Genomic DNA, 13,787 nt, shown 5'->3' on the forward strand with positions numbered 1-13,787 from the left:
TTAAATAAAAAAGGCGCACCTTGCTTTCGGGTGCGCCTTTGACCACTAACATTTCTTTTTCATAGAATAAAATAAGATACTGTGGTCTCAAAAAGTTTTAGAAACTATTTGACAAGTATTTGAATTAGCTACCTAAAGGATGTAAACCTTTTAAAAAGGTTGCGTTGCCATTTTTAAATGCAAAAGAAATGGTATTTTAGTCGTCTAATTTTTGAAACATGGCTAACGAGAACGAGGCAAAATTAAAAGCGTTAAAATTAACATTAGATAAGCTTGATAAAACATACGGTAAAGGCGCCGTTATGAAACTTGGTGATAGTGTAATAGAAGATGTCGAAGTCATATCTTCTGGCTCTTTAGGTCTGGATTTGGCCTTAGGTGTTGGTGGTTATCCAAGAGGAAGGGTAATCGAAATATATGGCCCGGAATCTTCGGGTAAGACAACTTTGACATTACACGCCATAGCTGAAGCTCAAAAAAATGGAGGTATCGCCGCCTTTATTGATGCAGAGCATGCTTTTGACCGTTTTTACGCCAAAAATTTAGGGGTCGACATTGATAATCTCATCATTTCGCAACCCGATCACGGCGAGCAAGCGTTAGAGATTACGGAGAATCTAATCCGTTCTGGGGCAATCGATATTGTTATCATTGATTCCGTTGCCGCTCTTACACCCAAAAGTGAGATTGAAGGGGAAATGGGTGACTCTAAAATGGGTTTACATGCACGATTGATGTCTCAAGCACTCAGAAAACTAACTTCCACAATCAGTAAAACGCACTGTACGGTTATCTTCATTAATCAATTACGTGAGAAAATCGGGGTGATGTTCGGTAACCCAGAAACTACTACTGGTGGTAATGCACTTAAATTCTACGCTTCTGTTAGATTAGATATTAGACGTTCTACACAAATAAAAAGCACCGATGGTGAAGTTTTAGGAAATAAGACCCGTGTAAAAGTAGTTAAGAACAAAGTTGCTCCACCATTTAAAACAGTGGAATTCGACATTATGTACGGCGAAGGTATTTCTAAAGTAGGTGAAGTTTTAGACCTTGGCGTAGCCTATGAAATTGTAAAGAAAAGTGGTTCTTGGTTCAGTTACGGTGACACCAAATTAGGTCAAGGACGTGATGCAGTAAAATCACTTTTAGAAGATAATCCTGAATTGGCCGAAGAACTTGAAGAAAAAATACGCGAAGCCATAACTACGCTAAAAGAGTAATTTAAATCATAAAAAACGTCTTAAACGCAACCTTTCTGGGCAAAACGCATCTTACTACTTGAAATTAAAGCCTATGAAAAAAGTAATTTTAGCGCTGTGCTGTGCTTTAGCAATTCTCAGCATTTCTAGTTGCTCGCTAGATTCCGATGAACAGAACTTTCAATTTACTGTTTTAGAAGTGGTAAGTGCTGATTTTCCCGAGTCTTTTGACCACAATGGAATACATGAAATTGAAGTGACTTTTACAAGACCCAATGACTGTACGTTTTTTGAAGGTTTTGAGGTGACCTCACCAGAGACCACCACTAGAATTGTTTCTACAATCGGCACAATACTTGAGAGTGATTCTTGCAACGATTCCTTAGAAGAAGTTAGTGCGACCTTTAGATTTCGAGTGGATTATACGGATACCTATTTATTTCGATTTTATTCGGGAACGGATGAGGCCGGTAACGCCACATACTTGGAATATGAGGTGCCAGTAATGCAATAAAGACGATAATAATCTTAGTATTAAATCTAACCAACAAATAGCTTGAGTCTTGAAAAACTCATAAATAACTGTAAACAGGGCAATCGACGGGCTCAAGAAGAACTCTACCGCAAATACTCGGGAGTGCTTTTTGGAATGTGCCTAAAGTATTCACGGAATAAAACAGAAGCTGAAGACAGTCTTCATGACAGTTTTATGACGATTTTCGACAAAATTGATCAGTTTACGAACAAAGGTTCTTTTGAAGGCTGGATGAAACGGATTACCGTAAACACTGTTCTACAGAAATATAGAAAAGAGCAGCATTTGAATGTAGTCTCTGAAAACATGGGAGATGAAGAGGTAAGCATTGAAAGTGAGCATGTAGATAATATTAATCTCTCTACATTACTGAATCACATTCAAGAACTGCCCAACAAATACCGGCTCACGTTTAACCTTTATGTTCTTGACGGCTATTCTCACAAAGAAATCAGTGAGCTTTTAGGAACATCAACAGGAACATCAAAATCTAATTTGGCGAGGGCCAAAATGATTTTAAAAGAAAAAATTGAAAAAGAAAATATAAGCATAGCTTAATTACATTAAGTATGGAAAAAAAGAATTTAGAAAAACTCTACCAAGAGAAGTTGAAAGACTTCAGGCAGGTTCCTGATGAGCATGTTTGGGAATCTATTGCCGCTTCCTTGGATAAGAAGAAAAAGAAAAGGGTAATTCCGCTCTGGTGGAAACTGGGTGGAGTTGCTGCATTATTGGCACTATTTGTCTTTGTGATAAATCCTTTTGAATCAGCTATTCCTGAAGATCAAACTACAAGCACGGAAAAAAATACGGACCAAAATCCTGAGAAAAATACACGTAATCAAAAACTATCGAACGACTCTATTGAAATCATTAGAGCGGAAAATGAACCCAAACTAGCGGATACCGAAAAAGCTGACCAAACTAATGAAACTAACACTATTCAAATAACAACCACACAATCTTCACAAAAAGATAACGTGAACGAAGCTGCAGGCCAACAATTTGCCAACACTAAAACGCAAAAAGACCAACAAAAAGAAAGTGTAAAGAATAAAGGAAGAATTCTTGTTGCAGAAAATGAGCCCTCTAACGAAAGGAGGCTTAAAAAGAATAACAATCAAATAGATTTTAATAAATCACTATCTAATAATTCTAAAAACAGTGAAGTAGCAACCACTATTGATACTGAAAAAGAAAAGGTCGACACCGACCTTTATAAAAAAGACGCTTTAGATAAAGAATTATCAAATACCAAAGAAGCTGTTGCCAAAACGGCTGTTGATTCTCTGGATTTAGAAAATGGCAAAAAATCGATTTTCGACGCTATTAAAGAGAAAGAAGATCAAGAAGAGGTTGCTGAAGTAGAAACCAAGGAAAATAAATGGTCTGTCGGACCTTCTATTGCACCGGTGTATTTTGATGCCGTGGGACAGGGTTCACCTATACATTCAAATTTTGTAGAAAACTCAAAATCTGGAAACATTAATTTGAGCTACGGTTTAACGGTTGCCTATGATTTAGGCAAAAGACTAAAAGTTCGTTCGGGAATTCATAAGGTAGATTATGGTTACGATACCAACGAAATTGTTTTCTCATCGTCAATAGCCGCAAATAGCACCGGTACTATAGATAACATTAACTTTTCTCAAAGTTCAAGAACTATTGTGGTTCAAAGCAAAAAAGCTGCTTCTAATGAATTATCCAGTCCGAATGCGAGTGATTTTGCAGCCCAAACTCCAGAAAGAGATGGCATTATGTCTCAGCAACTTGGCTATTTAGAAGTTCCTTTAGAATTAAACTATACCCTAGTGGATAAGAAAGTTGGTGTAAATCTTATAGGAGGATTCAGTTCATTGTTTCTTGTAGACAACTCGGTTTCATTACAGTCTGAAGGTCTGGTTACCGAAATTGGTGAGGCCAATAATGTGAATACCGTTAATTTCAGTGGAAACTTCGGATTAGGATTCAGTTATGAATTCTCTCCAAAAATTCAAATAAACTTAGAGCCGGTTTTTAAATATCAGTTGAACACCTTCTCGCAAACAGCAGGTAGTTTTAATCCTTATTCCGTTGGTATTTATAGTGGTGTTAGGTTTAACTTTTAATGTTATGATAAGGCATTAAAGTTTAAAAAGTTGGTTAGGAAGTGTCGCGCTAGCGGCATCCGAAAACACCTCGTAACAATTGCGAGGTGTTTTTTATGCGTTTTTAATCAGTTCATCCAGTATTGTTTCCCTGACCTCTTCCCTAATTGTAGATGTGTCTTCAGTACCCAAAATCTGGGTATCCACAAATTTGTGCACTTTGACCCTAAGTCGCCCAGGGCCACCGCTAAAAAAGGTCCAAGAAAAGCGCTTCTTACAATCTAAAAAAGTAATTGGAACAATTGGTATATTATGTTTTATTGCCATACGGAATGCGCCATCCTTAAAACTATCAAGTACCACATTTTCATCGGGCACCCCGCCTTCGGGAAAAATACATATGCTTAAGCCCTGGTTCAGCCTGTGTTGTACGCGGCGATAAACAGCAATTCTACTTTTAGGGTCATGGCGGTTCACCAAAATACAGACCCGTCTATAAAAAAAACCGAATAAAGGAATCTTCGCCAGCTCCTCTTTGCCCACAAAAACAAAAGGGTTTTTACTGACATAAAGCATCAACATAATGTCTAGCATACTAGTATGGTTCGCTGTAAGCATATAGCTTTTCTTCTTGTTAATTTCTTCTTCTAGTATTACTTTCGGAAAACAAAACATACCGAAAAGTATCGTTTTTGCCCAAATGTTTCGAGCCAACCAGAAGAACTGTGGATAGGTCTTTTCAGAAATCGTTGTAACCAATAAAAAAGGAAAGAATATGACTATTGGTAGAGCTACTAAGATGTAGAACCATATTCGGTATAGGGTATATCCTATATTTCTAATGAATTTAGACACAGGCAAAAATAGAATTTTTGACTATCTTTCTGATACTAACCTTAAAAAACAAAAAAATGGGTCTTTTATATGCTTTGTTAATCGGTGCTTTAGCGGGATGGCTGGCCGGAAAAATAATGAAAGGTGGTGGCTTTGGCGCACTGATCAATATTATTTTAGGAATCGTTGGCGGGGTCGTTGGAAATTGGCTTTTCGGCATACTCGGAATACACATAGGCTCAGGTATTATCGGTGACCTGGTTACCGGGGTCATTGGTGCTGTTGTAGTTTTATTCGTTGCCGGACTCTTTAAAAAATAAGTCACATCTATTAATTACTACGAAGCGGCTAAAAGCCGCTTTTTTTATATCCTTCGGATTGTTACTTTTACCACTTTAAAATACAACATGGCACGAATCTTAACAGGAATTCAGAGTACCGGTGTTCCACATCTAGGAAATATTTTAGGCGCAATTATGCCTGCCATCGCCATGGCAGAAAACCCAGCCAATGAATCTTTTCTTTTTATTGCGGATATGCATTCGCTTACCCAGATAAAAAATGGTGAAGAATTACGAAAAAATACCTATGCTACTGCCGCCACATGGCTTGCTTTTGGTTTAGATGTCGACAAAACAGTATTCTACCGCCAAAGCGACGTGCCTCAGGTTACAGAGCTATCTTGGTATCTAAGCTGTTTTTTTCCATACCAGCGTTTAACGCTTGCGCATTCCTTTAAGGATAAAGCAGATCGATTGGAAGATGTAAATTCCGGATTGTTCGGTTACCCCATGCTTATGGCGGCCGACATTTTGTTGTATGATGCCAACATTGTGCCTGTTGGTAAGGATCAGTCGCAACATTTAGAGATGACCCGTGATGTGGCTTCAAGATTCCACAATCTTTTTGGCGAAACCTTTGTAATGCCCGAGACGAAACTTCAAGAAAGCACCATGTATGTTCCTGGAACGGATGGTGCAAAAATGAGTAAGAGCAAGGGTAATACCATTAATCTTTTTCAACCGGATAAAAAGTTACGCAAACAGTTAATGGGCATTCAAACGGATAGCACACCTATGGAAGACCCCAAGGATCCTACAAACGACAATGTATTTGCTTTGTACAAGTTACTCGCATCACAAGAACAGATTGAAGAAATGAGTGCCAATTACCTGGCCGGCAATTATGGCTATGGTCATGCCAAACAAGCCCTATACGAGGTTATTCTTCAAAAATTTGAAGAACCCCGAGAAAAGTTTGAATATTACATGAACAACCTCAACGAAGTTGATGAGGCTTTGGCCATTGGTGCCGAAAAAGCCAAAAAAGTAGCGAATGGAGTTCTAGAAAGAGTGAGGAGCAAGATTGGGTATTAAGCCTCCACCAACCCCTCCACAGGAGGGGAATTAATTTGCCAACAAATCTTGCCCTAAATTTTCACAACCAATAATTTGCTAGTTAAACCTTGAATCTTGCATTTCCTCGATTCTTACGCTTAAAGGTATAATTCCTTAAAATTCATGTATTTCAAACTGGTAATGGCATTAAGGTACTTCATCTAAATACAAACCTTTTTTTAGATCCAGAGTCTACTTTGTTTAAGATTCAAATCAATGGTTTCCAGACAAATAACAGTTAAAAGGTCATAGAATAGAGCTGAAAAGTCGTTTAAAATAGAATGTCTTTTCTGTCTACAAACTATCGATAAAAGGGAAATCAAAGTTGGTTCTGAATTATATCGCTTCGAACAATTTACCGGGCAACGGACGAATCGCTCCTTTCATCTCCATATTCAATAACGTGGCCGAAACTTTAAAAATTGGCAACTTGCACTCCAAAGCAACGGTATCCAGTAGTTGTTTGCCGTTCAATTGCAAGTACGAGTAGATTGACTGTTCTGTTTCATCAAGCTCAACAAACAACTGTTTTTGAACAGGCCCTTTTTGCTGCTCATCGACCTGCCAGCCCATTAAATAAACCAATTCTGCCGCTGAGGTCAGCATTTGGGCCTTTTGTTGTTTGATCAAATTATTGCAGCCCACGCTATACTTGTCGGTGGTTCTTCCGGGTACTGCAAAAACATCTCTATTATAGCTATTGGCAATATCTGCTGTAACCAAACTGCCTCCTTTTTCGGCAGATTCTACCACTATGGTAGCTTCGCTCATACCAGCAATAATACGGTTTCGTTTTAAAAAATTCTCTCGATCAGGGTTACTTGTGCTCCAAAACTCCGTCAAAAAACCACCGTTCTTCTCAATTTGAGCGACATATTTCTTATGTACCTTAGGGTAAATTTGGTTTAACCCATGTGCCAAACAACCAATAGTTTGTAGGTTGTGTTCCATTGCGGCACGTTGAACCGTAATATCTACACCATAGGCAAAACCACTAACGATTATTGGGTCTAAGGGCGCAATCGCCGAAATAAACTCTTCGCAAAATGCCTGCCCGTAGCTGGTAATTTTTCGCGTGCCGACCACACTAACAATTTTTCGGTCTTTTAAATCAATATTGCCCGATTTAAAAAGTAAAATAGGGCCGTCGATACAATGCTTTAAGTGTTTGGGGTAGTCTGGGTCAAGAAAATAAGCATACGTAATATTATTATCTTGAATGAATTTTAACTCTGCCTCGGCCGCTTCTAAATGCTCCGTATCATATAAATTCTGAATAGTATAAGTGCCTATACCATCTATTTTAAGTAACGTTCCCCCTTTTTCCTTGAAAATTGCCTGGGCATTACCACATCTATCCAACAATTTTTTGGCATTTACATCGCCTATATTAGGTATTCGCTGTAATCGAAGTAGGGCAATTAGTTCATTCTCAGACATCAATTCTGCAACTTGAGTTTTCCACAAAATACACAAAATAGAATGTTAATAAAAAGTTATCTAGGCTATTTCCTACTCTTTCAAATTTTCTAATATTTGCTCCAATGCGAACCGAACACTATATCAAAGAATTACTATACAGGTATAACTGTGTGGTTGTGCCAGAGTTTGGAGCCTTTTTGGCCCATACAGCTTCTGCACGTATTGATTCGGTATCCAACACTTTACATCCACCAACAAAAGTGATTTCATTCAATCAACAGCTTTCTAAAAACGATGGTTTGTTGGTCTCGCATATATCAAAGGCAAAAAAGCTTTCATACGAAGACCTTCTAGAAGAAGTAATCTCCACTTCTAAAAGTTGGAAAGAACGTTTACAAAACGGCGAAAGTATTGACTTGCACGGTGTGGGAAAATTATCGATGAACACCGAGCAAAAGATTCAATTTGAGCCTGAAGAAAGAATCAACTATTTGGCTTCTTCATTCGGACTTTCTGCTTTCTCTGCCGCACCTGTGCTTCGAGAAGCTTTAAAAGAAGAGGTTGAAGTATTGGAAGAAAAGGTTCCCTTTATAATTACGCCAGAAAAACGTAAAGAATCCTCCTTTAGACCCTTATTAAAATACGCAGCGGTATTTTTACTGCTTTGTGCCACGGGTGTTACGGGATATCAATTTTACAACCAGAATTTAGAGAAGCAAGAACTGGTTCAAAAAGAAGCCCAAAGAGAGGTCTCAAGACATATTCAAGAAGCAACTTTTTTTGATACTACACCTTTGGAACTTCCAGCATTGAGTATCAAAATTGATAAAAAAGAAGTTGTTACAGGTCCGCAACATCATATTATTGCCGGTGCTTTTCGCGTTAAGGAAAATGCCAATAAAAAAGTAAAACAACTTGAAAAATTAGGCTACAGCGCCCAATACATTGGGGCAAATAAATTTGGTCTGCATCAAGTAGCTTATTCTAGTTTTAGTGATTCTCGTGAAGCGCTCCGTTTTCTTAGAAAAATTAAACGTACCGTATCAAAAGATGCTTGGATGCTTTCTGAGAAATAGCAATTCTTTCTTTATTACCGCAGTACACTTCAATATCTTTGTTCAAAATTTACTTTCATGCGTCCTAAAAACCCTAGTGCATCGCGAACCGTTATGACCGATATGGTTTTACCGAGTGAAACCAACCCGCTTAATAATCTTTTTGGTGGCGAATTACTTGCTCGAATGGATAGAGCAGCGAGTATCGCAGCAAGACGCCATAGTCGAAGAATTACAGTTACCGCATCGGTGAACCACGTAGCTTTTAACCGTTCTGTACCTTTAGGAAGTGTAGTTACCGTGGAGGCCGCCGTTTCAAGAGCTTTTAAGACCTCAATGGAAATCTATATTGATGTTTGGATGGAAGATCGCTTTACGGGTGAGAAGACCAAGGCCAATGAAGCCATTTACACTTTTGTCGCCGTTGATGATACAGGTATCCCTACCGAAGTACCCTCTTTAGAACCTGTTACAGAACAAGAAAAAGAACGTTTTGATGCCGCCCTTAGGAGAAAACAGTTGAGTTTGGTATTAGCGGGCAAAATGAAGCCCAACGAAGCAACGGAATTACGCGCGCTTTTTATGGATTAAAGCTGATAGATCCAGTTTTCGGGATTTAGTCTTTTGGTATCTTGGTATAAATAGAACTTTAAACTTGTCGCACCACTGAACCGATTGGTATAAATTTCGCCCAAAGCTTCTTTCGCGGTTACTTTATCCCCTTTTTGCACATAAATTTTAGAGAGGTTGTAATACATGCTTATGTAATTACCGTGTCTTAGATACACTCCCTTTACTCCCATTTTATTCGTGAAAATGGTAATAACCTCACCTTCAAAAATAGCCCTTGCCTGTCCTCCCTTATCCGTAGTAATTGTAACACCATTATTTTGGTGTTTTATCCCCGGATAAATTTTATCGGCATAAACCCCAAAGCCTTGACTTTTAATTCCTTTTTCGACTGGCCATATCAACTTGCCTTTATTGGAAGAGAAATTATTGGCAATAAGCTTCGCCTCTGGAGTTAAAGCAAAGGTGGTTGTATTATTACTTCCTGATTTCTTATTTGATGATGCAATGGCCGAACGAATCAATTTTTCTATTTCCCTATCGATTCTTCGCGATTCTTTTTTCTTTTTATCTATAGCTTGGGTGTATTTAGACTCGTTCTGCTTGATTGTTTTGAGCAAAGCTTGTTGAGCGCCTATTTCTTTTGATAAATCGTTTTTAGCCCTTCTATTTTCGGCGAGTAACTGGTCTTTTATTTTTCGTTGTTCGACCAAATCTTTGTTTAAGGTCGATAATTCTTCCGTCTTGGCCTCGATACTCTCACCTTGCTTTTTGCGATGCTTCGTATATTGCTTCATATACTGTAATCGCTTAAATGCTTGAAAAAAGTTGTCTGCGGAAAGCAAAAACATCAGCCTGTTATTCTGTGTTTTATTTTGATATGATTTCTGAATCAGCCGTGCGTAGTCATCTTTTAACAGCTCTAAATCTTCACGAAGCTTACCGATACTTCGCACATTGGCATTAATCTGTCTATTTAAAAGATTTGATTGCTGATTGGTTACCCTAATAAGCTCTTGGCGCACATTTATCTTTCTATCTAGGGCATCCATCTGTTCGAGAACATTACCTTTCTCCTGTTTCTCTTCGGAAAGCAGCCTATTCATTTCACGAATTTCCTTTTGAAGTTTGGCACGTTTGGCTTCTAAAGCTTTTTGCTGGCTGGTCTGCGCATTTAGTCCCACAGAAAAGAGTAAGGCAACTACTAAAAATACGATATGGCGGCCAAGTAGTTTTCTCATATCACTCTAAAACTATCTCTTCAAAACCTTTCGGTATTTTATATGGAAAATTCAATTGTTTGCCAAACTCCATCCCCCTATAAGATAGGTCTATCTTGGTTGTATCGTCCTTATTTATCACTTCAATAGCTATTGTGGTAGGAAGCACTTTTGTGTCTACATCTTGGTATTGATAGTTCATTTTCAAAATCCTATTTTCCCAAGGCTGTGATAATTCTTGCGCGGCTACTTTAAAGTTCTTAGGTTCTAAAAAGAAAACGATCTTGAATAGATCATTCAGCTTTTTTGGTTCAAGGCGATATTTGGCATCAACTATTTCAGAAGCGTATTTTTCAGTTCTTAAATCTAAAACTGCATTGCCAAGCAATAGATTCTGAACCTTTGAAAAGTCCAGATCGGTACCCAATAAATTACTGAGATAAGAAAAGTCGCCATCAAAATATTCATTTTGCAATTTGTTGTAGAAAGAGACCCTGTTATTTGTAATTATTGCTTTTACAACAGGGATTGGAGAACTACTGATCCAAATTGTACTGTCCTTTTGCATTCTAAGATTAACCGTAAAACCTTGAGAAGATTTTCCATCATCATAGTCAATCTTTATTCTACCACTTAAGGTCTGAAAGTCCAATTCATTCTGATAATGATTCGAGATAATCCTTTTAGTAGTTAACGACTCATCAACCTCGCCTGCAGCTATTGTTTTGGTCGATTTACACGAAGTAATAAAAACCAAAAGCGATACCAAACCTATTCTTTGTAGTATTTTAAAGGTAGTGCTCATTTTTAAAATCCTGGTTTTATCTTACTAAGGTACAGATTTGCCTTTGAAAAATTACTCATCTTGGTACAGGCATCCGCTAGGGTTTGATATATTTTGTTTGCCAACGGGATATCGTCGAAAAGGTAGTCTAAAGCACCTTCTAAAACCTCTATGGCCTGACTATTTTTATTATTCTTATGAAGTGATAACCCATATGCATAGTAAAAATAGGGCTGTAATGGATACGCTTCTACCGCATCTCTAGCGGTATTCTCAACTATTCGGTATTGCTCCATCTTCAGTTGGTTCTTAATATTCATCTCCAGACCTTTTGAAGTGGGTTCACTCGCAACAATAAAGCCACTTGTGGATTTTACTTGGGTATTTTGCTTGTTTTTATTCTTGGCGTCATCTATTCTAGCCAATAAATTATCTTTAAAAGTAGATTTTTTTATACCTTTCAGTATATCGATGGCGCTTTGATATTGTTTCTTTCTAAAATAGATTAAAGCGAGGTTTTTTTGAAGGTTGACATCGTCAAAAGGCAATGTAAATTTAACCTCATTCATCGTGCTGGATTGTTTTTCCAATAAGGTAAAAAGTGTGTCTAAATACCAATAATTTTCTGGTTCTGAGATGATGCTTTCAACAGCATATTGTTGCCCCAAAATATATTTTTTATCTAAAAGATAGGCTTTTGCCAACTCGTGGTTTATAACATTATTCTCGGGTTGCAGCCTTTTACATTCTAGAAAAAGGTTAATGGAGCGGTCATAGTTTTGAATTCCCTTTTGTTTTAGGGCCTCAAAGAATTTTTCTTGAAACTCATCGGTATATTCCTCTAGAAAGACCTCAGCACTTTCCTCTTCTTCAATGATTTTAGAAGGTTCTTCTTGGGCGCAGGCAATTTGTAACGTGCAAATGCACATTAAAATAAATCCTATACAAAAGAATATGTTTTTCATAAGTGTTATTACCCTTAGCCTGCGCTCAGGGAAACAAATCAATATAAATTTTATTTTATTTTTATACACCCCTAAAGTCCCCTTAAGTGGACAATCTTAACTACGACCATAAAAGTTCTCTCCTTTGGAGCAGATATAGGAGAGACCTACTCCAATACGGAATAATCACCAATACTAATGGTTTCAAAATTGCCATTGTATTTTACGTGATTTCCAATCATAGCATTGTCCAAATTAGCATTTTTGATAGTAGTATGGCTTTGGATTATACTATTTTTAACGGTTGATTCTTCAATCACTGTATCCGCACCTATCGATACAAAAGGACCGATAGTAGTATTTTTTAAGACTACATTTTCGCCAATAAAACAAGGCTCTATAATATTTGCATTCTCCTTTTTAATGGAAGTCGAAATCATGTTTTCTCCATCTTTCTCTAAAAAGCCTAGCATTCGCTGATTGGTTTCTACGGTTACTTTTTTGTTTCCACAATCCATCCACTCATCTACTTGACCAGTAACAAATTTCTTGCCATCTGCCATCATACGCTTTATACCATCATTAATCTGATACTCTCCGCCATTGATTACATTGTTGTCTAAAACATATTGCAACTCCGTTTTAAGTGCTCCAACATCTTTAAAATAGTAGATTCCGATAACAGCTAAATCTGATACAAATTCTTCTGGTTTTTCTACCAGTTCCACAATCTCATTAGCATCATTTAGTTTAACAACTCCAAAAGCTTCTGGTTGGTCAACTTGTTTTACCCAAATAACGCTGTCCGCATCTTTATCTAGATTAAACTCCGCTCGTATTAAAGTATCCGCATAAGCAATTACCGCTGGCCCACTTAAAGAAGGTGCTGCACTCATAATAGCGTGTCCAGTGCCTAGAGGTTGGTCTTGCCTATAGATAGATGCCTTTGCGCCTAATTCTTCAGCTAAAGCCGTTAAACTTGCTACAACATCATCTCCAAAAAAGGCAGGATCACCAAGAATAAAAGCTACTTCTTCTATTGGTTCGCCAAGCACCTTTGCAATATCGCTCACTAATCGGTGCACAATAGGTTTACCTGCTACTGGAATTAATGGTTTTGGAACCGTTAAACTATGCGGTCGTAATCTTGAGCCTCTGCCAGCCATTGGTACTATTATTTTCATAAAACTGCCTGCAAAACAGGTATCTTTTAGTTAGTATTTATTTTCAATTTAGGTTTCGCATCTCGACTCCGCTCGATATGACAGCGCAACCTGACATTCCATCATTTGGTGCCTGTTGAACCAAAGCCTCCTTCACCACGAGAGGTCTCGGACAATACTGTTACTTCGTTCCAATCTGCGCGTTCGTGTTTGGCAATCACCAATTGTGCAACACGCTCGCCATCTTCAATAATAAAATCTTCATTTGATAGGTTTACCAAAATAACGCCTATCTCACCGCGATAATCGGCATCTACTGTTCCCGGGGCGTTAAGCACCGTAATGCCTTTTTTAGCCGCCAAACCGCTTCTAGGTCTAACCTGTGCTTCAAAGCCAACTGGCAACTCAATGAAAAGACCGGTTTTTACAATGATTCTTTCTAAAGGTTTTAACGTTATTGCTTCAGAAATATTGGCTCTTAAATCCATACCAGCAGAAGCATTTGTTTCGTAATGCGGTAATGGGTGTTTTGATTTGTTGATGATGTTTATTTTCATATTCATTTCTGTCT

The 13,787-nt window shown here is 37.9% G+C and carries 15 protein-coding genes; 8 read left to right on the forward strand and 7 right to left on the reverse strand.

All coding sequences use genetic code 11. The annotated features are described in order from the left end of the window. Positions 1–218: 218 nt before the first annotated feature. The 4 genes from recA (at position 219) to ACFSQJ_RS13575 (ending at position 3,848) form a co-directional block, all read left to right on the forward strand. On the forward strand, positions 219–1,226 hold the full coding sequence (gene recA, locus ACFSQJ_RS13560; protein ID WP_377767510.1) for a recombinase RecA: 1,008 nt from the start codon (positions 219–221) through the stop codon (positions 1,224–1,226). 73 nt (positions 1,227–1,299) lie between these two features. After that, the gene (locus ACFSQJ_RS13565; RefSeq protein ID WP_377767511.1) at positions 1,300–1,719 is read left to right on the forward strand and encodes a hypothetical protein; all 420 of its coding nucleotides are present in this window, start codon (positions 1,300–1,302) and stop codon (positions 1,717–1,719) included. A gap of 42 nt (positions 1,720–1,761) precedes the next feature. After that, entirely contained in the window at positions 1,762–2,298 is a 537-nt protein-coding gene (locus tag ACFSQJ_RS13570; protein ID WP_377767512.1) for an RNA polymerase sigma factor, read from the forward strand. A gap of 11 nt (positions 2,299–2,309) precedes the next feature. Next, the gene (locus tag ACFSQJ_RS13575; protein ID WP_377767513.1) at positions 2,310–3,848 is read left to right on the forward strand and encodes a hypothetical protein; all 1,539 of its coding nucleotides are present in this window, start codon (positions 2,310–2,312) and stop codon (positions 3,846–3,848) included. Between the two features lie 93 nt (positions 3,849–3,941). Here the strand turns inward: ACFSQJ_RS13575 and ACFSQJ_RS13580 are convergent, their stop codons facing one another. After that, positions 3,942–4,682, reverse strand: a complete 741-nt coding sequence (locus ACFSQJ_RS13580; protein ID WP_377767514.1) for a lysophospholipid acyltransferase family protein — start codon at positions 4,680–4,682, stop codon at positions 3,942–3,944. A gap of 56 nt (positions 4,683–4,738) precedes the next feature. Between ACFSQJ_RS13580 and ACFSQJ_RS13585 the strand changes: the two genes are divergently transcribed. Both ACFSQJ_RS13585 and trpS read left to right on the forward strand, forming a co-directional pair. Further along, complete coding sequence (locus ACFSQJ_RS13585) at positions 4,739–4,981, forward strand: GlsB/YeaQ/YmgE family stress response membrane protein (protein WP_377767515.1); 243 nt, start codon at positions 4,739–4,741, stop codon at positions 4,979–4,981. A gap of 87 nt (positions 4,982–5,068) precedes the next feature. Then, positions 5,069–6,037, forward strand: coding sequence for a tryptophan--tRNA ligase (trpS, locus tag ACFSQJ_RS13590; RefSeq protein ID WP_377767516.1), 969 nt, complete (start codon positions 5,069–5,071; stop codon positions 6,035–6,037). Between the two features lie 357 nt (positions 6,038–6,394). Here the strand turns inward: trpS and dprA are convergent, their stop codons facing one another. Beyond that, positions 6,395–7,498 carry a DNA-processing protein DprA gene (gene dprA, locus ACFSQJ_RS13595; RefSeq protein ID WP_377767517.1) on the reverse strand — a complete coding sequence of 368 codons (1,104 nt, stop codon included), beginning with the start codon at positions 7,496–7,498 and terminating at the stop codon, positions 6,395–6,397. Positions 7,499–7,602: 104 nt separating this feature from the next. Between dprA and ACFSQJ_RS13600 the strand changes: the two genes are divergently transcribed. Next, positions 7,603–8,556, forward strand: a complete 954-nt coding sequence (locus ACFSQJ_RS13600; RefSeq protein WP_377767518.1) for an HU domain-containing protein — start codon at positions 7,603–7,605, stop codon at positions 8,554–8,556. Between the two features lie 57 nt (positions 8,557–8,613). Further along, complete coding sequence (locus ACFSQJ_RS13605) at positions 8,614–9,126, forward strand: acyl-CoA thioesterase (protein WP_377767519.1); 513 nt, start codon at positions 8,614–8,616, stop codon at positions 9,124–9,126. On the opposite strand, the gene ACFSQJ_RS13610 is transcribed toward ACFSQJ_RS13605, so the two are convergent. The 5 genes from ACFSQJ_RS13610 to dut form a co-directional block, all read right to left on the reverse strand. Beyond that, positions 9,123–10,346, reverse strand: coding sequence for a murein hydrolase activator EnvC family protein (locus ACFSQJ_RS13610; protein WP_377767520.1), 1,224 nt, complete (start codon positions 10,344–10,346; stop codon positions 9,123–9,125). The genes ACFSQJ_RS13605 and ACFSQJ_RS13610 overlap by 4 nt on opposite strands. A 1-nt stretch (position 10,347) precedes the next feature. Continuing rightward, positions 10,348–11,130, reverse strand: coding sequence for a DUF4292 domain-containing protein (locus ACFSQJ_RS13615; protein ID WP_377767521.1), 783 nt, complete (start codon positions 11,128–11,130; stop codon positions 10,348–10,350). 2 nt (positions 11,131–11,132) lie between these two features. Beyond that, on the reverse strand, positions 11,133–12,074 hold the full coding sequence (locus tag ACFSQJ_RS13620) for a tetratricopeptide repeat protein (protein ID WP_377767522.1): 942 nt from the start codon (positions 12,072–12,074) through the stop codon (positions 11,133–11,135). Positions 12,075–12,220: 146 nt separating this feature from the next. Further along, a complete protein-coding gene (locus ACFSQJ_RS13625; RefSeq protein ID WP_377767523.1) occupies positions 12,221–13,237 on the reverse strand; it encodes a sugar phosphate nucleotidyltransferase in 1,017 nt (338 codons plus the stop codon). Positions 13,238–13,338: 101 nt separating this feature from the next. After that, positions 13,339–13,773, reverse strand: a complete 435-nt coding sequence (dut, locus tag ACFSQJ_RS13630; RefSeq protein ID WP_377767616.1) for a dUTP diphosphatase — start codon at positions 13,771–13,773, stop codon at positions 13,339–13,341. Between the last annotated feature and the right edge of the window lie 14 nt (positions 13,774–13,787).

This window comes from Croceitalea marina (assembly GCF_042684265.1).
Lineage (GTDB): Bacteria > Bacteroidota > Bacteroidia > Flavobacteriales > Flavobacteriaceae > Croceitalea > Croceitalea marina.